We start from the raw sequence: 18,786 nt of genomic DNA, 5'->3' as shown, positions 1-18,786 counted from the left end.
TCCGGCGCCGCGCCGGCCGTCAAGGCCTCGCCGCCGCCCGCTGCGCGAGGGCCTCCAGCAGCGCAGCGCCCGTCTCGGCGTCGTCCACCGTCACCACGAAGCGGCGCCCGCTGCGGCGGGTGACCTCGAGCGCTTCGCCGGTGCGCAGCACGATCCCGAAGCGGCGGCCGTGGGGCGCGATGCGCAGCCCCCATCCGCCGAACTCCCCCATCGGCGTCACGCGCACGCGGGCGGCGGACTGGACGTCGGCGAGCGCCACGCGGAAGCGAGGGATGCCGAGCACCGAGTCGACCGCGAGCCCGCCGTCGTCCACGCGGACGTGGAACGCCAGCGTGGTGGCGGCGAAGAACAGCAGGACGAGCGCGACGCCGGTGAGCAGCCACGCGGTCACGGGCTCGGCCCCGCCGACCCACGCAGCGACGGCACCGGCCGCGACGAGCAGCACCGCCGCGACCACGGCCACGGCGGCGCCGGTCGTCATCGAGGTCGTCCGCATCCACAGTGCCCGCTCGTTCGGGCCGAGCGCGAGCGGCGTCGCGGGCCGGGTCGCGGCATCCGGAGCCGCAGTGCCCGGCTGGAGGAACCAGGCGCCGACGCCGACGATCGCGGCCGCGACGAGCGAGACGACGAGCGGGATCCACACCGTCGGCGCCTGCGAGGCCGCATCGAGGCCGATCTGCATCGCGAGGGTCGCGGTCAGGGCGACGGTGACGAGCGCAGAGACGGCGGCGGCGCTCGCCCCCATCAGGCGGTAGGTCGGTCCACGATCGCCGCGGCGCAGTCCGCCGAGCGAGGTGAGAGCCATCAACAGGGGCAGGCCGAGGCCCAGCAGCACCGTCACGAGCGGCTGCGTCCAGGCGGGCGCGAAGCCATCCGCCTGGCCCGACGCGTTCCAGTGCACGGCGATGGTCGGCGGCAGGTGCGGCAGGGCGATCATCTGGACGGCGACGCCCACGACGACGATCGCGAGGGGCAGCCAGATCGCGACGAGCACGAAGCGGCGCACGGCGGGGTCGGGGCGGGTCATCGGGTCTCTCCTTCGGCGATCGTGGCGGCAGGCTCGGGTGCGAGGGTCGCCCTCGGCGCCGCCAGGGTGCCGGGGCGGAACTGCCGCAGGAGCACGATCACGCCGATCACGACGGCCAGCACACCCCACGACACGACGCCGAGGGGCCCGACCAGGCCGAGGTCGGGGGTCTCGCCGGCCGCGGCGAGCACGAGGACGATCCCGGCGAGCGCGTTGAGCGAGCCGTGCGCGAGCACCGCGGGCCACAGCGACGCGCTGCGCAGGCGCAGCCATCCGAAGAGCACACCCCACGCGACGCAGCCGCCGACCATCAGCAGCACGCCGGCGATGTCTGGACGCGCGAAGTTGTAGCCCCGCAGGATCACCGGCGCGTGCCACAGTCCCCACACGGCGCCGGTGATGAGCAGCGCCGGCCATGTGCCCAGCGGCAGCAGCGCCGTCTGCAGCCAGCCGCGCCAGCCGAGCTCCTCACCGAAGGCGAGGAGGCTGTTCACGAGAGCCCCGAACGGCAGAGCCGCGAACTGCAGCGCTACGAGCACCGCCACCGGCGGGAGCGGGGTGCCCGCCGGCGCGTTCGCGGACACCTGCGCGGCGAAGGCCGAGAAGCCGACCAGGTCGAGACGGACCAGTCCGAGCGCGCCCGCCACCAGCGCCGTCGCGACCACGACGACGACCGGCAGCACGAGCGCGAGCGCGAGGAACAGCACGAGACGCCCCGCGGGCCGCAGCGGCCACAGTCCGAGGAATCGCGCGCGCCCGCCCCGCGGGACCCGGAAGGCGAAGACCACGACGACCGTCGCGATCGCGGGCGTCAGCATCATGAGCGGCAGCAGCAGGCCGGCCAGCGGCGACGCCAGCCCCTCGCCGAGCCACAGCGGGGCGGCCACGCCCCACGCGAGCCCGCAGGCCAGCGCCGCGTATGCGGCGACCGCGCCCCACGGCACGCGGGCCGGCCTCTCGGAGTCGGGGTGGCGGACCGGGTGACGGGAGTCGTCGTGGCGGGTCATCGCTGCTCCTTCGGTTCGGCACGGGCCGCCTCTCTCACGAGGGCGGCGAGTGCGTCGGACGGAAGACCCGCCGCGCGCGCCCGCGCGACGAGGTCCTGGATGTCGTGGTGGAGGGATTGCAGCGCCTCGGCCTGGCCGGTCACGACGGCGCCGCGACCGCGGCGGAGCTCGACCAGTCCCTCGTCGCGGAGGTCCTGGTAGGCGTGCAGCACGGTGTGCACGTTCACCCCCAGCGCCGAGGCGATGTCGCGGGCGGCGGGAAGACGGTCGCCCGCCCGCAGGCGGCCGGCCGCGGCATCCGCGCGCACGGACGCGGCGATCTGCGCGAACAGCGGCGCATCGCTCTCGGGGTCGATCCTCACCAACACACGTTTATTCTATGACAACTAGAACAATTGTCGATACGTGCCAACCGAATGGGTCCGTCGTGGGCGGCTCGGCCATGCTGGGCGCATGCGCGTGACCCCTCGCCGCCTCGCTGTCGGCATGAGCCTGTGGATCCCCAACCTCTTCAGCGGAATCCGCGTCCGCCGCTTCTCGGACGACTGGACGAGCGCCGTCGTCGAGCTGCACGTCAACGTCTTCACCCGCAATTACGTCAAGACGGCGTTCGGCGGGTCGATGTCGGCCATGACGGACCCGTACTACTTCATGCTCGTGATGCACCAGCTCGGACGCGACTATGTGGTGTGGGACACGCGCGGCGAGATCGAGTTCCTGAAGCCCGGCCGCGGCGTGCTCACCGCGCGCTTCGAGGTTCCGCGCGAGAAGGCGGAGGAGCTGCGCGAGCGCGCCCGCGGCGGTGCGAAGGTGCTCGAGTGGTTCGAGACCGACATCACCGATGCGGCGGGCGACGTCGTGGCGCGCGTGCGCCGTGAGGTGTACGTGCGCGAGAAGCGGCGCGTGACGCAGGCCGCCGCCGGCTGAAGCGTCAGCCGGCGCCGCGATAGTCCGACGCGGTGAACCCCAGCACCGTGCGGAAGTCGTTCGCGAGATGCGCCTGATCGGCGTAACCGAGCTCTGCGGCGATGTCGGCGAGCGATGTGCGGGGCTCGTCCCGAACGCGCTGCGCCGCCTCCTGCAGGCGTCGGCGGCGGATCATCGCTGCAGGCGGCAGGCCGACCGTGCGATGCGCGAGGCGCTGCAGCGTGCGCGCCGACACCCGCAGGCGCTCGGCCGCGTCGTCCAGGCGCAGGATCGCCGGATCGGTCATCAGCAGCTCTGTCATCGCGTTCGCCAGTCGCGCCTCGGGGGTGAGGGCGCGCACGCGCCCCACGAGCCACGACTCGACGACCTCGGCGGCCGCTCGCGCGTCGGGCATCGCCGCCACCACCGCAGCGTGGAGAGCCGGCTCATCGAGCACGACATGCGCGTCGGCCAGACCGGCCGGCGCGGCGGACAGCTGCGCCAGAGCGGCTGGTCGCAGCAGGACGCCCACCGCCCATCCGCGCCCGCGCAGCACGCGCTCCCCCGCCCGGGTCGTGACGCCCCACAGCGTCACGCCGTCGGGTTCGACCGCGAGATTGGCTGCCGGGTACGGCAGCAGCGCCTGGCGCGACTCCACACCGTCGGGCAGGTCCCACTGCGGGATCCAGTACCACTCGACGAGCTCGGATGCCGCCTCCCCCGGTGGCAGCCGCGTGAAGCGCGGCAGTCGCTCGGGGAACAGCACGCCGCGGTTCGGGTCGGTCACCCCGCCACGGTAGCGGCGACGGCCGACACCGACGCCGGAGGGCCGGCGCACGTTGTCGCGAATCTTCAAGCCGCGGCATCCGCTTCTGCGCGACCGTCGGGGCATGACCACAGAGAACACCATCGGCGTGACCGGCGCGCACACCACCGCCGGACGCCCGAACTCGGCGACGAGCCTCACCCCCTTCCTCGCGATCCGCGGCGCGAAGGAGGCGATCGAGTTCTACCGCGACGTGTTCGGCGCGCGCGTGACCGACGTCACCGAGTTCGGCGGGCTCGTCGTGCACGCCGGCCTGGACTTCGGGCTCGGCCTGCTGCAGCTCGGCGAGCCGTCGCCCGAATACGGGCTCGTGCCCGCTCCGGAGGGCGACGCGGACTGCTACTCCCTGGGCATCTACGTGCCGGACATCGACGCCGTGACCGCTCGGGCGGTCGCCGCCGGCGCGACCGTGCGCGAGGAGCCGTCGACGTTCGTGTCGGGCGACCGCTTCTCGAGCGTGAGAGACCCGTTCGGCGTGCGCTGGTCGATCATGACCCGCGTCGAGGACCTGTCAGAGGAAGAGAGCGCCGCGCGCGTGGCGGAGTGGGCCGCGTCATACAGCGGGTGACGCCCGGCGACGGCGGCGCATCAGCCGTCGCCGTCGCCGAGCGCTGCGATCAGGGCGGGCAGCAGCGCCTCCGCTGTACGCCGGTAGCCCAGTGCGCTGGGGTGGAAGCGGTCCAGGCTGAACATCTCGTCGGGCTGCGTCACGAAGAACGGCCCGACGGCGCGGCGCAGCGACACCGCCCGCGCGTCGTGGCGCGCCGCCGCCTCGGCCTGGGCGTCCGCGAGCTGCCGCGACAGCCGCGATCCCAGTGCGCGCAACGGCTGCGGCACCGGCCGCAGCGCACCGAGGTCGGGACACGTCCCCACGACCACCGCTGCGCCGCGCGCCTGCAGCCGAACGATCGCCTCCTCGAGCTGTGCGACCGACGCCGAGACGGGGACCCGGTGCGTGACGTCGTTGCCGCCGACGACGATCACCGCGGCGTCGGGCCGGTAGTCGGCGGGCAGCGCGTCGATCTGCGACGCGAGCATCGAGGTCTCAGCACCCACGACCGCGGCCGTCCGCAGACGCACCGGCCGCCTCTCGGCGCGGGCCAGCCCCTTCGCCAGGCGCGCGCCGAGCGTCTCCTTGCGACGCTCGGCGCCGAGTCCCGCGGCGATCGAGTCACCCAGCACCACGAGCTCGTGCGGCGGCCCGTCGAAGCGCCGCCCCCACACGCGGTCGGCGTCGAGCGCGTCCTCCCCGAGCGGCTTGCCGATGCGCCGCCGCGCGAGGGCGGCCTGGCGCGTCAGCACCGCGCGCCCGCCGAGCGCCACGAGCCCCGCGCCCACCGCGATCCCGGCGACGCCGAGCACGACCGGCCAGGGAACGGCGTCACGCGAACCGGTCATGACGCCATGCCACCTCACGCGGATGAACGGATGCCGTCACGCCGGTGACGGTCCGATGGCCGGGGCGACGGCATCCCCTTCCGCCGCGTCAGGCGGAGGTGACCTCCTCGACCACCGCGGCGACGCGGCGCTCGCGGGTATCGGGGCGCTTGGCCTCGGCGACGCCGCGCGCCAGCTCCTTGCGGCGGGAGTGCGACAGCGCGTCGAACGCGGCCCGCACGCCGGCGGCGGCGAGCGCCGTCGCGAGATCATCGGGCACCTCGACCTCGCGCTCTGCGGTGTCGAGCGCGATCGTCGCGTCGACCTCGTCGCCGATCTCGACGCCGAGCTGCGCCCGCACGGCCTTCGACAGGCCGATGACGTTCTTGCCGTCCATGACCGCCAGTCGCACGCGCGCGCTCCTGCCTCCGATGCCGACGACCACGGCCGCCCGCTTGCCACCCCCGAGCGCGTCGACCTGGGCGTCTGTCAGCTCGATGGCGGTCGCCGGTCCGAACGGCACGAGCACGGTGTGCAGCTGCAGCGTCATGAACCCATCCTGGCGAAGCCCGGGCCGCAAGGCGAGAGGCGTTATCCCGTGACCGCTAGAGTTCCGCCCGTGACAACCCCCTCGCTCCAGCGCCGTCTCGGCCTCGGCGACGCCGTGTTCATCGGCCTCGGGTCGATGGTCGGCGCCGGGGTGTTCGCCGTATGGGCGCCGGCGGCGGATGCCGCGGGCGCGGGCCTGCTCGTCGGACTGGCGATCGCCGCCGTCGTCGCGTTCGGCAATGCGACCTCGTCGGCGCAGCTGGCCGCGGCCCACCCGACCTCCGGCGGGACGTACGCCTACGGTCGCGCGGAACTGGGGCCCTGGTGGGGCTTCGTCGCGGGCTGGGGGTTCGTCGTGGGCAAGACGGCCAGCTGCGCCGCGATGGCCCTCACCTTCGCCGCGTACGCGGCGCCCGCGGGGTGGGAGCGGCCGGTCGCGATCGCCGCCGTCGTCGCGCTGACGGCCGTGAACTGGTTCGGAGTGACCCGTACGGCGGGGGCCGCCCGCGTGATCGTCGTGATCACGCTCGGGGCGCTGGCCGCGGCCGTGACCGCCGCGTTCTCGGGCGGCGCGTCGCCGGGGTGGCTCACCTCCGACACGCTGTGGAGCGCCGGCCCCTACGGCATCCTGCAATCCGCGGGCCTGCTCTTCTTCGCGTTCGCCGGGTACGCCCGCATCGCCACGATGGGCGAGGAGGTGCGGGATCCCCGCCGGATCATCCCCCGGGCGATCGTCGTCGCCTTCGTGATCGCGCTCGCCGTCTACGGCGTCGTCGCGGTCGCGGTGCTCGGGGCGCTCGGTCCGGCCGGGGTGGCGGCATCCACCGAACCGGTCGCCGAGGCGGCCGCCCGCTCGGGGTGGGCATGGATCGGCGTCGTCGTACGCGTCGGCGCCGCCGCGGGGTCGCTCGGCGCGCTGCTGGCCCTCATCGCCGGCGTGAGCCGCACCGCGTTCGCGATGTCTCGCGAGCGCGACCTGCCCGGCGTCCTCGACCGGGTGCACCCCCGCTGGCACGTGCCGCATCGCGCCGAGCTCACCGTGGGCGCCCTCGTGGTCGTGCTCGTCGCGCTCGTCGACCTGCGCGGCGCGATCGGCTTCTCGTCGTTCGGCGTGCTGCTGTACTACTTCGTCGCGAACGTCGCGGCGCTGCGGCAGCGCGGCCCGGCGCGCCGGTACCCGCAGGCGCTGCAGATCGTCGGGGCGATCGGATGCCTCGTCCTGGCCGTCACCCTGCCCTGGCCGTCGGTCGTGGCAGGCGTCGTCGTGGTCGCGGTCGGCGTCGCCTACCGCGCGATCAGGGTCAGGCGAGCGGCTTGACCTCGAGCGTGTCCGCCGACGCCCCCGGCGCCACGGTCGCGAAGGCCGTGTAGCCGTCGGCTGACGCCCGCTCCAGCAGCGCCTTGAGGTTCTTGGTGCGGTGCTCCAGGCGCACGCGCGACCCCTGACGCACCAGCGACGCCTTGAGCGCAAGCAGCTCGGACTCGGGCACGTCGCGATCGTGGACCAGCACGACCGCGTCGGCCGCGGCATCCGCCCGGTCCGCGACGAGGTCGACGATGCGCTCGAAGCCGATCGAGAATCCCACGGCCGGGACGTCCTGGCCGAGGAAGCGCCCGATCATGCCGTCGTACCGGCCGCCGCCGCCCAGCGAATAGTCGACCGACGGGTGCGCGAGCTCGAAGATGGTGCCGGTGTAGTAGCCCATGCCCCGCACCAGGAAGGGATCGAACACGAGGGGGATGTCGCCGAGCGGGCCGTCGGTGCCGCGCGCCGCGGCGACCGCGGCGCCGATGCCGATGAGGTGCGCGACGACGTCGTCGGGCGCGCCCGCGGGCAGGGCCTTGCGGATCTGGCGCTCGCCGTACGGGTTGTACTCCATCGTCACCGCGCGGCGCAGGAAGGCGTCGAACGCGTCGACGGCAGCGCTCGTCGCGCCGCGCTCGCGCAGCTCGGCGATGATGCCGTCCGGGCCGATCTTGTCGAGCTTGTCGATCGTGATGAGCACACCGGGACGCTCGTCGGCGCCGAACCCGAAGCTGTCGAGCATCCACTCCAGCACACGGCGGTCGTTGATGCGGATGCGTCCGCCCTCGAGCCCGAGGGCGTCGAGCGTGTCGAGCGTGGCGACGGCGAGCTCGGCCTCGGCGCGCGCCGAGGCGTCGCCGATGATGTCGATGTCGCACTGCACGAACTGGCGGTAGCGCCCCTTCTGCGGCCGCTCGGCCCGCCACACCGGCGCGATCTGGATCGAGCGGAACACCGACGGCAGCTGGCCGCGATTCGTGGCGTAGAAGCGTGCCAGCGGCACCGTGAGGTCGTAGCGCAGTCCCAGGTCGGTGAGCTGCGCCTGGTCGTCGGCGGCGGCCCGGATCGCGTCGGCGTCGAGGCCCCGTTTGAGCACGTTGTACGCGAGCTTCTCGTTGTCGCCGCCGATGCCGGCGTGCAGCCGCGAGTACTCCTCCATGACAGGGGTCTCGATCTCGTCGAAGCCGTGCGCGCGGTAGCGCTCGCGGATGACGGCGAGGACGCCCTCGCGGCGGGCCTTGTCAGCGGGGAGGAAGTCGCGCATGCCGCGCGGCGGGTTCACGGATGCCACAGCACTATCTTTCCAGAGCGTCCGGTGTCCCCTCGGCCGCACGGATCTCGCCCTCCAGGCGCCGCAACCTCTCTCGCAGCGCACGCTCGGCATCCCAGCCGTTCGCACGGGCGGTGGCCACCAGCGCGAGCAGCGCGTCGCCGAGCTCGGACTCGCTCGTCGCATCGGGGCGTTTCGTCTCGCTCGTTCCTCGCTCGCTCAACGGCCGCGGTTCAGTGAGCCCCACGCTGGACGCCTTCGACAGGAGCTTCTGGGCGAGCGCCAGGCTCGGCATCCGCTCGCTCACGCCGTCGAGCACGCTGGTGCGCGCGCTCTTCTCTGCGGCCTTGGCGGCGTTCCAGTGCACGAGCACCTCTTCGGGCGTCGTCGCGACGGCGTCGCCGAAGACGTGCGGATGCCGCCGCACCATCTTGTCGGTCAGCCCGCGTGCGACGTCGTCGATGTCGAAGGGGGCGTCCGGGTCGCGCGAGGCGATCTCGGCGTGGAACAGCACCTGCCACAGCAGGTCGCCGAGCTCTTCGCGCAGCTCGTCGCGCGAACCCTCCTCGACGGCGTCGATGAGCTCGGCGCTCTCTTCCACGAGGTACGGGACGAGGGCGCGGTGGTCGATCTGCTGCGTCCACACGCACCGGTCGCGCACCGCGTGCATGACGAGCGCCGCCTCGCGCAGCGCGTCGGGATCGGTCGGGACTACGCGGTCTTCGGGGCGCTCGCCGTCAGGCGTCGATGGTGCCATGCCCGCCACGATACGAGCACCGCGGCCAGGATGAGCGACACGACCGACCCGGCGAGCACGCCGAGCGTCGCCTGATCGCGCAGCGCAGGCGCGTCGTCGAACGCCAGCTCCGACAGCAGCAGCGACACCGTGAACCCGATGCCGCCGAGCGCTCCGGCCGCAAGGAGGTCGGCGAAGGCGAGCGGCGGCGGTCCCCCGCGGTGCGCGACGCGCAGCGACACCCAGCCGAAGACCGTGATGCCGACGATCTTGCCGACGGGCAGCGCCACGAGCACTCCCCAGAAGGCGGGCGACAGCTGCGACGCCGGGACGGCGGGGATCGCCACCAGCGCCGCCGAGAACGCGAACAGCGGCAGCACGATGACGTTCACCCACGGCTCCAGCTCGTGCCGCACGCGCAGCGCCGGGCGCTGCGCCATCGCGAGCCCGAGCACGACGCCCGCGATCGTCGCGTGCACGCCCGACAGCAGCACGAGCACCCACGTCGCGATCGCCAGCAGCACGAGCACGACGGCGACCGGCACGCGGGCGCGGGTGTCGAGCTGCCGGCTCAGGATCGCGAACGTCACGACGGCGACGGCGGCACCGGCGAGCGCGCCGACGTTCACGTCCGAGGTGAACAGCACCGCGATGAAGACGATGCCGACGATGTCGTCGAGGATCGCCAGTGCCAGCAGGAACACGCGCAGCCCCGACGGCAGGCCCTTGCCGAAGACCGCGAGCACCCCGAGTGCGAAGGCGATGTCGGTGGCCGTCGGAATGGGCCAGCCCGCTGCGGCGTCCGAGCCCCACGCGATGGCGGCGTAGAGGACGATCGGCAGCACGACGCCGCCCGCGGCGGCGATGGCCGGCTGCAGCGCCTTACGGGCGGAGTTGAGCTGTCCGGCGGTCAGCTCGTACTGCAGCTCGACGGCGACCACGAAGAAGAAGACCGCGAGCAGCCCGTCCTTGATCCAGTGCGAGATGCTGAGCTCCAACAGCCCGGGGATGCCGAGCTCGGCGTGCATGACGGCATCCACCGGTCCAGCGGCCGGCGAATTGGCCACGACCAGCCCGAGGGCGGCGGCGGCCAGCAGCACGATGGCGGGGAAGCGGGCGGAGCGAAGAAGCGACATCGGGCCTCCGGAAGGCGTTCGCAGGGTCGGCAAGGACGTGCCGACCAGGCTTCCCGGCTCACCGTCGGCCAGTCTAGCGACGACCGTCCGACGGCCGCCGTCACACAGCGCCTCGCGTGACATCCGCGAATCCGGACGCGGTTAGCCTGGAGGAATGCGCGAACTCACCAACACCGAAGCGATCGACCTCGTCGGGCGATTCGAGGCGGAACAGGGCATTCCCGAGACGATGCGCGGCGACGTGCGGCTGCTCGGCACGCTCCTCGGCCAGGTGCTGCGCGAGAGCGGCTCGGCGGGACTCTACGAGGACGTCGAGCGCCTGCGCACCGCGACGATCCAGGCCTACACCGACGAGACGCCCGAGGCGTTCGCGCGCGCCGCGGCCATCGCGGACTCGTTCACCATCGCCCGGGCAGATGAGGTCGCGCGCGCCTTCACCGCCTACTTCCACCTCGTGAACCTCGCCGAAGAGCACCAGCGCGTTCGGGTGCTGCGCGAGCGCAACGGACGCCCCGAGTCCGGCGGTCAGGCCGACACCGTGGCGTCGGCGTACGCGAGCCTCGCCGCAGAGGTCGGCGAAGAGACCGCGCTGCAGCGTCTGCAGAGCATGAGGTTCCACCCGGTCTTCACCGCGCACCCCACCGAGGCGCGCCGCCGCGCCGTCTCGACCAGCATCCGTCGGCTCGCCGCGCTCCTCGGCGAGCACGACCTCGCGCAGGCCGGCGGCGCCGACGAGCGCCGCGCCCGCCGGCGCATGCTCGAAGAGATCGACACGCTGTGGCGCACCGCGCCGCTGCGTCCCGAGAAGCCGTCGCCCACCGACGAGGTGCGCGCGGTCATGGCCGTCTTCGACGACACGCTCTACACCGCCGTCCCGCACGTCTACCGCCGCATCGACGACGCGCTGCAGGGGCTGGATGCCGGCGGCAAGGCGCCCGTCGTGCGCCCGTTCGTGCGCGTCGGATCGTGGGTCGGCGGCGACCGCGACGGCAACCCGTTCGTGACGGCATCCGTCACCCGCAAGGCATCCGCGATCGCGAGCGAGCACGTCCTGCTGGGCCTGGAGCACACGGCCAGCCGGATCGGCCGCACGCTCACGCTCGACGCGGCGACGACGCCGCCCAGCGACGCCGTGATCGCACTGTGGCAGCGCCTGCGCGCGGCCGACGAAGACGCGGCGAAAGACATCGCCAAGCGCTCGCCCGACGAGCCGCACCGCCGCATCATGCTGCTCATCGCGCGAAAGATCGACGCCACCCGCCGCCGCAACGCCGACCTCGCGTACCGCGACCCCGAGCATCTGCTCGCCGACCTGCGCACGGTGCAGGACTCCCTCGTGCAGGCCGGCGCCCCGCGTCAGGCCTACGGACACCTGCAGCAGCTGCTGTGGCAGGTCGAGACCTACGGGTTCCACCTCACCGAGCTGGAGGTGCGTCAGCACTCCGCCGTGCACGCGAAGGTGCTGGCCGAGCTCGAGTCCGGCGCGCCGCGCAGCGAGCTCGCCGAAGAGGTGCTCGACGTCATCCGCACCATCGCCTTCCTGCAGGAGCGGTACGGCCCGCGCGCCGCAGGGCGCTACATCGTGTCGTTCACGCAGTCGGCGGACGACCTGGCGAACGTCCACAAGCTCGCCCGCTACGCCGTGGGCCCGGACGGCACTCCCCCGGTGCTCGACGTCATCCCGCTCTTCGAGACCTTCGCCGACCTGCAGGCGGCGCCGCGGATCCTCGCCGAGATCGTCGACCACCCCGAGTTCGCCGCGCGCCTGGAGGCCACCGGGCGCCGGCTGGAGGTCATGCTCGGCTACTCCGACTCGTCGAAGGACGTCGGGCCGGTGGCCGCGAACCTCGCCCTCTACCAGGCGCAGGCCGAGATCGCCGCGTGGGCCGACGAGAACCACATCGAGCTGACGCTGTTCCACGGTCGCGGCGGCGCCCTCGGGCGCGGCGGCGGCCCCGCCAACTCGGCGATCCTCGCGCAGCCGCCGCACTCGGTGGACGGCCGTTTCAAGCTCACCGAGCAGGGCGAGGTCATCTTCGCGCGCTACGGCGACCCCGCCATCGCGATCCGCCACATCGACCAGGTCGCCGCCGCGATCCTGCTCGCGTCGGCGCCCTCGAACGAGGAGCGCAACCGCACCGCCGCCGAGCGGTACGCCGACGTGGCCGCGACGATGGACGCCGCATCCCGCGAGCGCTTCTTCTCGCTCGTCAAGGCGCCCGGCTTCGCGCCGTGGTTCGCCCGCGTCACGCCCATGGAAGAGATCGGCCTGCTCGCGCTCGGCTCGCGCCCGGCCCGCCGCGGGCTGTCGGTGGAGTCCCTGGAAGACCTGCGGGCCATCCCGTGGGTGTTCGCGTGGACGCAGGCGCGCATCAACCTCGCCGGCTGGTTCGGCCTCGGAACGGCTCTGCAGACCGTCGGCGACGAGGCGCTGCTGCAGCGGGCGTATCAGGAGTGGCCGCTCTTCCGGACGCTGATCGACAACGTGGCGATGAGCCTCGCCAAGACCGACGACCGCATCGCCCGCCACTACCTAGAGCTCGGCGACCGCGACGACCTCGCGGCGCTCGTGCGCGACGAGATGCACCTCACCCGCGACTGGGTCATCCGCGTCACCGGCGGCACCGAGCTGCTCGGCAACAAGCCGGTGCTGCAGCGTGCGGTCAAGATGCGCAGCCCCTACGTCGACGCGCTGTCGCTGCTGCAGCTGCGGGCGCTGCGCGCACTGCGCGAGGCGCCGCAGGATGCGCCGGTCGATCCCGAGCTGCAGCGCCTGCTGCTGCTGTCGGTCTCGGGCGTCGCGGCCGGGCTGCAGAACACGGGGTGAGCTCAGTCCACGCGGCGGTCGTCGGCGTGGCGGGCGAGGCTGCGGCCGTAGCGCTCGGTGAGCTGCACCATGAGGTCGGGCGTCTCGCGGTCGAGCCCGAACACGTAGCCCGGGAAGTCGAGCTCCCGCTGCGCCGCCCAGATCTCCTCGTGGCGGTCGGGCGGCAGCACCTGCAACGGGTCGCCGACGGCGACCCAGCCGATCGGGACCGTCGTCTCGGCGGGGAGCGTCGTGCGCAGGTGCACGACCGCGTTGATGCGCACCTCGCTGCGCGCGCCGATGCGGGCGCCGTTGAACACGCGCGTTCCCGTGGCGAGGAACACCTCCTCCTCGATCACCGCGCCCGACACGCTCGCCATCGGGCCGACGAGCACGTGGTCGGCCAGGTGCACCGGGTTGGTCGAGGTCGCCCGCACCAGGGCGTTCTCCATCACGATCACGTTCGAGGCAAGGGTGATCGGGCCGCCCTCGGCCGTGATCACGGCGCCGTGGAGGATCTGGCAGTCGGGCCCGATCTCGACGTCGCCGCTGATGACGGCGGTCGCCGCCACCACCGCGGTCGGATGGATGCGGGGCTGTGCCCCGAGGTGCTCGAAACGCATCGTCGCCGTCTCCCGCTCTCTGGATCGGATGCCGCCCAGCGTAGCCGTCGCGCAGATCGTCACACGGTCAACCGCGTCCCGCACGGTATGTAGGGTGAAAAGGCGCCGACGACGTCGCCCTTTCTGCTGGCCTTCCGAAAGCACCACCCCCATGTCCTCAGCGACCACTCTGACCTCCAACGACACCGTCCGGCTCGTCCTGGACACGGTCGAAGCCCGCAACCCTCACGAGCCGGAATTCCTCCAGGCCGTCCACGAGGTGCTCGAGTCGATCGCGCCGGTCCTCGACACGCACCCCGAGTTCGTCGACGGCGGCATCCTCGAGCGCATCGTCGAGCCCGAGCGTCAGATCATGTTCCGCGTGCCGTGGGTCGACGACGCCGGCCGGCTGCAGGTCAACCGCGGCTACCGCATCCAGTTCTCGTCCGTCCTCGGTCCGTACAAGGGCGGCCTGCGCTTCCACCCGTCGGTGAACCTGTCGATCATCAAGTTCCTCGGCTTCGAGCAGATCTTCAAGAACGCGCTCACCGGCCAGGGCATCGGCGGCGCCAAGGGCGGCAGCGACTTCGACCCGCACGGCCGCTCGGACGCCGAGATCATGCGCTTCTGCCAGTCGTTCATGAGCGAGCTCTACCGCCACCTCGGCGAGCACACCGACGTGCCCGCGGGCGACATCGGCGTCGGCGCACGCGAGATCGGCTACCTGTTCGGCCAGTACCGCAAGATCACCAACCGCCACGAGTCGGGCATGTTCACCGGCAAGGGCGTGCAGTGGGGCGGCGCGGAGGTGCGCACCGAGGCCACCGGCTACGGTGCGGTGTTCTTCGTCGAAGAGATGCTCGCGGTGCACGGTGAGACGCTGCACGGCAAGCGCGTCGGCGTGTCGGGCTCGGGCAACGTCGCGATCTACGCGATCGAGAAGGCCCACCAGCTCGGCGCCACCGCCGTCACCGCGTCGGACTCGTCCGGCTACGTCCTGGACGAGGCCGGGATCGACGTCGACCTGCTGCGCCAGATCAAAGAGGTGGAGCGCGGCCGCATCTCGGACTACGCGGCCCGTCGCCCCGGCGCCGTCTACGTCGAGGGCGAGCGTCCGTGGCGCGTGCCGGTCGACGTCGCGATCCCCTCGGCCACGCAGAACGAGCTCGACGGCGACGACGCACGCGCCCTCGTCGCCAACGGCGTCCGCGCGGTCGCCGAGGGCGCCAACATGCCCTCGACCCCCGAGGCCGTCGAGGTGCTGCAGGCCGCCGGGGTCCTGTTCGCGCCCGGCAAGGCGGCCAACGCCGGCGGCGTCGCGACCTCGGCGCTCGAGATGAGCCAGAACGCCGCCCGCCAGCGCTGGAACTTCGACGACAGCGAGGCGAAGCTGCGCGCCATCATGGGCAACGTGCACCACGCCGCGTTCACGGCGGCCGAGAAGTACGGGCGCCCGGGCGACTACGTCGCGGGCGCCAACTGCGCAGGCTTCGAGCGCGTCGCGCACGCGATGCTCGCTCAGGGCGTCATCTGACGCCCTGAGCTGCTGTCAGACGGAGAACCGGATGCCGCGGCATCCGGTTCTCCGTCTTCTCGCGGTCCGTCAGGCCTCGGCCGCCGGCGCCGTCTCGGGCTTGTTCTCGGGCCACAGCTGGTCGAGCAGCTGTGCCACCCACGCGATCAGCTCGGCATCGCCGAGCGGCTCGCCCCCGGCGCTGGGCAGCGGCACGACCATCGCCTCGCCGTTCGCGACGAGCTTCGCCTTCGGGTGCAGGCGCTGCAGGCGCACGCGCATCGAGTCGGGGAGGTTCGCGGGCGCGATGCGCAGGTTCGGCCCCATCGCGACGACGTCGGCGAGGCCGGCCTGCGCCGCTCGGCGTCGCAGGCGCGCGATCGCGAGCAGTCCTTCGACCTCGGCCGGCGGCTCGCCGTAGCGGTCGGTGAGCTCTTCGACCACGAGGTCGATGGCGTCGGCGCCGTCGGTGGTGGGGGCGGTGGCGGATGCCGCCGCAGAGAGCTTCTGGTACGCCTCCAGCCGCAGCCGTTCGCTGTCGATGTACGACTCGGGGATGCGGGCCTGCACCGGCAGCTCGAGGCGCAGCTCGGTCGGGCCCTCGGTCTCTTCGCCGCGGAAGGTGGCGACGGCCTCGCCGATCATGCGCAGGTACAGGTCGAAGCCGACCCCCGCGATGTGACCGGCCTGCTCCGCCCCGAGGAGGTTGCCGGCACCGCGGATCTCGAGGTCCTTGAGGGCCACCTGCATGCCCGAGCCGAGGTCGTTGTTGACGGCGATCGTCTCCAGGCGGTCGGCCGCGGTCTCGCTGAGCGGCTTCAGGTCGTCGTACAGGAAGTACGCGTACGCCCGCTCGCGCGCGCGCCCGACGCGCCCGCGCAGCTGGTGCAACTGGCTGAGGCCGTACTTGTCGGCACGGTCGATGATGATCGTGTTCGCGTTGGAGATGTCGAGGCCGGTCTCGATGATGGTCGTCGAGACGAGCACGTCGGCCTTGCGCTCCCAGAAGTCGTCGACGACCTGCTCGAGCTGGTGCTCGCCCATCTGTCCGTGGGCGACGGCGATGCGCGCCTCGGGCACGAGCTCCGCCAGCTCCGAGGCGACGCGCTGGATGGACTGCACGCGGTTGTGGACGTAGAACACCTGTCCCTCGCGCAGCAGCTCGCGGCGGATCGCAGCGGCGATCTGCTTGTCGTTGCGGGGACCCACGTACGACAGGATCGGATGCCGGTCCTCGGGCGGGGTCTGCAGCGTCGACATCTCGCGGATGCCGGTGACCGCCATCTCGAGCGTGCGCGGGATCGGGGTCGCGCTCATCGCGAGGATGTCGACGTTGGTCTTGAGCTTCTTGAGCTGGTCCTTGTGCTCGACGCCGAAGCGCTGCTCCTCGTCGATGATCATGAGGCCCAGATCCTTGAAGGCGACCTTCTCGGTGAGGATGCGGTGCGTGCCGATCACCATGTCGACCGTGCCGTCGGCAAGGCCGGCGAGCGTCTCGCGCGCCTCTTTGTCGGTCTGGAAGCGCGAGAGCGGCCGTACCTTGACGGGGAACCCGGCGAATCGCTCGGCGAACGTCTCGAGGTGCTGCTTGACGAGCAGCGTCGTCGGCACGAGCATCGCCACCTGCTTGCCGTCCTGGATGGCCTTGAACGCGGCGCGCACCGCGACCTCGGTCTTGCCGAACCCGACATCGCCCGACAGCAGCCGGTCCATCGGGATCGGCTTCTCCATGTCGGCCTTGATCTCGTCGATGGTCTGTAGCTGATCGGGCGTCTCGGCGAACGGGAACGCCTCTTCGAGCTCGCGCTGCCAGGGCGTGTCGGGCCCGAACGCGTGCCCCTTCGAGGCCATGCGCGCCGAGTAGAGCTTCACGAGCTCGACGGCGATGTCGCGCACCGCCTTGCGCGCCTTGCTCTTGGCCTGCGCCCAGTCGCTGCCGCCCATCTTCGACAGCGTCGGCGCCTCGCCGCCCACGTATCTCGACAGCAGGTCGAGCTGGTCGGTCGGGACGAACAGCTTGTCGCCCGGGTACCCGCGCTTGGAGGGCGCGTACTCGAGCACGAGGTACTCGCGCACGCTCTTGACGGCGTTGCGGCCGCCGCTGGAGACCTCGCGCTGCGTCAGCTCGACGAACTTGCCGATGCCGTGCGTGGCGTGCACGACGAAGTCGCCGGCCTTCAGCTGCAGCGGGTCGACGACGGCCTTGCGGCGCGACGCGAGCTTCTTGACCACCCGCGTGTCGCCGCCGATCGTGCGGCCGTAGAACTCGGACTCCGTGATGACGGCGAGCTTCGCGTCGGGCGCCTCGAATCCGCGCTCGAGGGTGCTCACCACGACATGGGCCACTCCGGGCTCCGGCGCGTGCAGCACCTCGTCGACCTTGCGCGCGGCGATCCCGCGCTCGGCGAGCACGTCCCGCGCGCGCTCGACCAGCCCGGTGCCGGATGCGGCGATCACGACCCGCCAGCCGTCCGACAGCAGGGCGCCGACGTGGTCGGTGGCGCCCTCGACGTTGCCCTGGAACGACGGCACCGCCGTGCCCGGCACGCGGATGGCGGCCGCCTGCTCCAGCGCCACGTCGATGTCGCTGTCGATGAGCCCCTCGGCCGCGGCGTCCGCCGCACCGGAGTCGAAGGCGCTGAGGGTCCACCACACGCCGCCGCGTGCGTGGGCCGCCTCGCGCAGCTCGGGCAGCGACAGGAAGTCGCCGGCTCCGAGGTCGACGGGAGTGGAGGCGCCGGCGGTGGCCGCGCTCCACGCGGCGTCGAGGAACTCGCGGTTCGTCTCTCCCAGCGTGATCGCGCGCGTGACGGCCCGCTCGGGGTCGACGAGCGCGATCGACGCCCCCTCGGGCACGTAGTCCACGAGGGTCACGAGCTGATCCACCACCGCGGGCAGCAGCGACTCCATCCCCTCGACGGGGATGCCCTCGGCCATCTTCTCGAGCATGGCGACGAGCCCGGGGAACTCGTCCTTCAGCTGCCGTGCGCGGCCGCGCACGGCTTCGGTCAGCAGCAGCTCGCGGCTGGGCATGAGCGTGACCTCGCGCACCTCGCCCGGCAGCGAGCGCTGGTCGGCCACCGAGAAGGCGCGCATCTCGTCGACCTCGTCGCCGAAGAACTCGACGCGGTACGGGTGTGGCGCTGTCGGCGGGAACACGTCGAGGATGCCGCCGCGGACGGCGAACTCGCCGCGGCGCGACACCATGTCGACGCGGTGGTAGGCGAGCTCGACGAGCCGCGCCACGATGTCGCCGAGCTCCTGCCCGCGGCCGCCCCGGACGAGTTCGACGGGAGCGACGTCGGCGAGCCCGGCTGCGAGCGGCTGCAGCGCGCCGCGCACCGACGCGGTGACCACGAGCGGCGTCGCAGCGTCCCAGCGGGCGATGCGCGCGATGATGTCGAGGCGCGCCCCCACCGTCTCGGTGCTGGGGCTCAGGCGCTCGTGGGGCAGCGTCTCCCACGCGGGGAAGTGCAGCACCTCCGCGCCCGGGAGCAGCGCGCCGAGCGCGGGACCGAGGGACTCGGCGCGCCGGCCGGTCGGTGCGATGAGCAGGACGATGGGCGGCTTGCCCGCGGCGCGGCGCTTCTCGAGCAGCGCCGCCAGCAGCGGGGCGTCGAGTCCTTCGACGAGCGAGAAGTCGGCATCGACGGATGCCGCGGCCACCGCGTCCCGGAAGGCCTCCGCCTGTTCGAGGGCGCGCACGATCCCGGGAACTGTCACCG

The 18,786-nt window shown here is 72.7% G+C and carries 16 protein-coding genes; 5 read left to right on the top strand and 11 right to left on the bottom strand.

The window, feature by feature from the left end; genetic code table 11:
* Positions 1-19 precede the first annotated feature (19 nt).
* Genes JNB62_RS07305 through JNB62_RS07295 form a run of 3 tightly spaced genes read right to left on the bottom strand, consistent with a single transcriptional unit; the run spans position 20 to position 2,402 of the window.
* On the bottom strand, positions 20-1,027 hold the full coding sequence (locus tag JNB62_RS07305; RefSeq protein ID WP_220300200.1) for a DUF1648 domain-containing protein: 1,008 nt from the start codon (positions 1,025-1,027) through the stop codon (positions 20-22).
* Entirely contained in the window at positions 1,024-2,034 is a 1,011-nt protein-coding gene (locus JNB62_RS07300; protein ID WP_220300199.1) for a CPBP family intramembrane glutamic endopeptidase, read from the bottom strand. The genes JNB62_RS07305 and JNB62_RS07300 overlap by 4 nt, the downstream gene beginning before the upstream one ends.
* Entirely contained in the window at positions 2,031-2,402 is a 372-nt protein-coding gene (locus JNB62_RS07295) for a GntR family transcriptional regulator (RefSeq protein ID WP_220300198.1), read from the bottom strand. The genes JNB62_RS07300 and JNB62_RS07295 overlap by 4 nt, the downstream gene beginning before the upstream one ends.
* An 85-nt stretch (positions 2,403-2,487) precedes the next feature.
* Here JNB62_RS07295 and JNB62_RS07290 point away from each other — a divergent pair, with 85 nt between their 5' ends.
* Complete coding sequence (locus tag JNB62_RS07290; RefSeq protein ID WP_220300197.1) at positions 2,488-2,961, top strand: PaaI family thioesterase; 474 nt, start codon at positions 2,488-2,490, stop codon at positions 2,959-2,961.
* Between the two features lie 4 nt (positions 2,962-2,965).
* Here JNB62_RS07290 and JNB62_RS07285 read toward each other — a convergent pair whose 3' ends face one another.
* Positions 2,966-3,727, bottom strand: a complete 762-nt coding sequence (locus tag JNB62_RS07285; protein ID WP_220300196.1) for a helix-turn-helix transcriptional regulator — start codon at positions 3,725-3,727, stop codon at positions 2,966-2,968.
* A 103-nt stretch (positions 3,728-3,830) separates the two neighbouring features.
* Here JNB62_RS07285 and JNB62_RS07280 point away from each other — a divergent pair, with 103 nt between their 5' ends.
* Positions 3,831-4,334 carry a VOC family protein gene (locus JNB62_RS07280; RefSeq protein WP_220300195.1) on the top strand — a complete coding sequence of 168 codons (504 nt, stop codon included), beginning with the start codon at positions 3,831-3,833 and terminating at the stop codon, positions 4,332-4,334.
* Between the two features lie 20 nt (positions 4,335-4,354).
* Here JNB62_RS07280 and JNB62_RS07275 read toward each other — a convergent pair whose 3' ends face one another.
* Entirely contained in the window at positions 4,355-5,164 is an 810-nt protein-coding gene (locus JNB62_RS07275; protein WP_220300194.1) for an SGNH/GDSL hydrolase family protein, read from the bottom strand.
* Positions 5,165-5,252: 88 nt separating this feature from the next.
* Positions 5,253-5,693, bottom strand: a complete 441-nt coding sequence (locus JNB62_RS07270) for a YdeI/OmpD-associated family protein (RefSeq protein WP_220300193.1) — start codon at positions 5,691-5,693, stop codon at positions 5,253-5,255.
* A 69-nt stretch (positions 5,694-5,762) separates the two neighbouring features.
* Here JNB62_RS07270 and JNB62_RS07265 point away from each other — a divergent pair, with 69 nt between their 5' ends.
* Positions 5,763-7,010, top strand: a complete 1,248-nt coding sequence (locus JNB62_RS07265) for an APC family permease (RefSeq protein WP_220300192.1) — start codon at positions 5,763-5,765, stop codon at positions 7,008-7,010.
* On the opposite strand, the gene hisS is transcribed toward JNB62_RS07265, so the two are convergent.
* The 3 genes from hisS to nhaA are packed head-to-tail and all read right to left on the bottom strand — an operon-like array spanning position 6,994 to position 10,140.
* On the bottom strand, positions 6,994-8,262 hold the full coding sequence (gene hisS / locus JNB62_RS07260) for a histidine--tRNA ligase (protein ID WP_220300297.1): 1,269 nt from the start codon (positions 8,260-8,262) through the stop codon (positions 6,994-6,996). The two genes, JNB62_RS07265 and hisS, sit on opposite strands and share 17 nt — an antisense overlap.
* Before the next feature lie 31 nt (positions 8,263-8,293).
* Positions 8,294-9,025 (bottom strand): MazG family protein, encoded by a 732-nt coding sequence (locus tag JNB62_RS07255; RefSeq protein ID WP_220300191.1) that lies wholly within the window; start codon positions 9,023-9,025, stop codon positions 8,294-8,296.
* Positions 8,980-10,140 carry a Na+/H+ antiporter NhaA gene (nhaA, locus tag JNB62_RS07250; RefSeq protein WP_220300190.1) on the bottom strand — a complete coding sequence of 387 codons (1,161 nt, stop codon included), beginning with the start codon at positions 10,138-10,140 and terminating at the stop codon, positions 8,980-8,982. The genes JNB62_RS07255 and nhaA overlap by 46 nt, the downstream gene beginning before the upstream one ends.
* A gap of 154 nt (positions 10,141-10,294) precedes the next feature.
* Between nhaA and JNB62_RS07245 the strand changes: the two genes are divergently transcribed.
* Complete coding sequence (locus JNB62_RS07245; RefSeq protein ID WP_220300189.1) at positions 10,295-12,967, top strand: phosphoenolpyruvate carboxylase; 2,673 nt, start codon at positions 10,295-10,297, stop codon at positions 12,965-12,967.
* 2 nt (positions 12,968-12,969) lie between these two features.
* Here JNB62_RS07245 and JNB62_RS07240 read toward each other — a convergent pair whose 3' ends face one another.
* The gene (locus JNB62_RS07240; RefSeq protein ID WP_220300188.1) at positions 12,970-13,569 is read right to left on the bottom strand and encodes a gamma carbonic anhydrase family protein; all 600 of its coding nucleotides are present in this window, start codon (positions 13,567-13,569) and stop codon (positions 12,970-12,972) included.
* A gap of 151 nt (positions 13,570-13,720) precedes the next feature.
* Between JNB62_RS07240 and gdhA the strand changes: the two genes are divergently transcribed.
* On the top strand, positions 13,721-15,082 hold the full coding sequence (gdhA, locus tag JNB62_RS07235) for an NADP-specific glutamate dehydrogenase (RefSeq protein WP_220300187.1): 1,362 nt from the start codon (positions 13,721-13,723) through the stop codon (positions 15,080-15,082).
* A gap of 69 nt (positions 15,083-15,151) precedes the next feature.
* Here the strand turns inward: gdhA and mfd are convergent, their stop codons facing one another.
* Positions 15,152-18,784 (bottom strand): transcription-repair coupling factor, encoded by a 3,633-nt coding sequence (gene mfd, locus JNB62_RS07230; RefSeq protein ID WP_220300186.1) that lies wholly within the window; start codon positions 18,782-18,784, stop codon positions 15,152-15,154.
* Between the last annotated feature and the right edge of the window lie 2 nt (positions 18,785-18,786).

It is taken from the genome of Microbacterium jejuense, assembly GCF_019511665.1.
GTDB lineage: Bacteria > Actinomycetota > Actinomycetes > Actinomycetales > Microbacteriaceae > Microbacterium > Microbacterium jejuense_A.
The sequence above is the reverse complement of the archived record's forward strand: the minus strand, read 5'-3'. Positions and strand labels throughout refer to the sequence as shown.

Bases quoted from the DNA above. Each gene is read 5' to 3' on its own strand.
- JNB62_RS07305 (WP_220300200.1), bottom strand. From the start codon at position 1,027: ATGACCCGCCCCGACCCCGCCGTGCGCCGCTTCGTGCTCGTCGCGATC.
- JNB62_RS07300 (WP_220300199.1), bottom strand. From the start codon at position 2,034: ATGACCCGCCACGACGACTCCCGTCACCCGGTCCGCCACCCCGACTCC.
- JNB62_RS07290 (WP_220300197.1), top strand. From the start codon at position 2,488: ATGCGCGTGACCCCTCGCCGCCTCGCTGTCGGCATGAGCCTGTGGATC.
- JNB62_RS07280 (WP_220300195.1), top strand. From the start codon at position 3,831: ATGACCACAGAGAACACCATCGGCGTGACCGGCGCGCACACCACCGCC.
- JNB62_RS07275 (WP_220300194.1), bottom strand. From the start codon at position 5,164: ATGACCGGTTCGCGTGACGCCGTTCCCTGGCCGGTCGTGCTCGGCGTC.
- JNB62_RS07270 (WP_220300193.1), bottom strand. From the start codon at position 5,693: ATGACGCTGCAGCTGCACACCGTGCTCGTGCCGTTCGGACCGGCGACC.
- hisS (WP_220300297.1), bottom strand. From the start codon at position 8,262: ATGCGCGACTTCCTCCCCGCTGACAAGGCCCGCCGCGAGGGCGTCCTC.
- JNB62_RS07255 (WP_220300191.1), bottom strand. From the start codon at position 9,025: ATGGCACCATCGACGCCTGACGGCGAGCGCCCCGAAGACCGCGTAGTC.
- nhaA (WP_220300190.1), bottom strand. From the start codon at position 10,140: ATGTCGCTTCTTCGCTCCGCCCGCTTCCCCGCCATCGTGCTGCTGGCC.
- JNB62_RS07245 (WP_220300189.1), top strand. From the start codon at position 10,295: ATGCGCGAACTCACCAACACCGAAGCGATCGACCTCGTCGGGCGATTC.
- JNB62_RS07240 (WP_220300188.1), bottom strand. From the start codon at position 13,569: ATGCGTTTCGAGCACCTCGGGGCACAGCCCCGCATCCATCCGACCGCG.
- gdhA (WP_220300187.1), top strand. From the start codon at position 13,721: ATGTCCTCAGCGACCACTCTGACCTCCAACGACACCGTCCGGCTCGTC.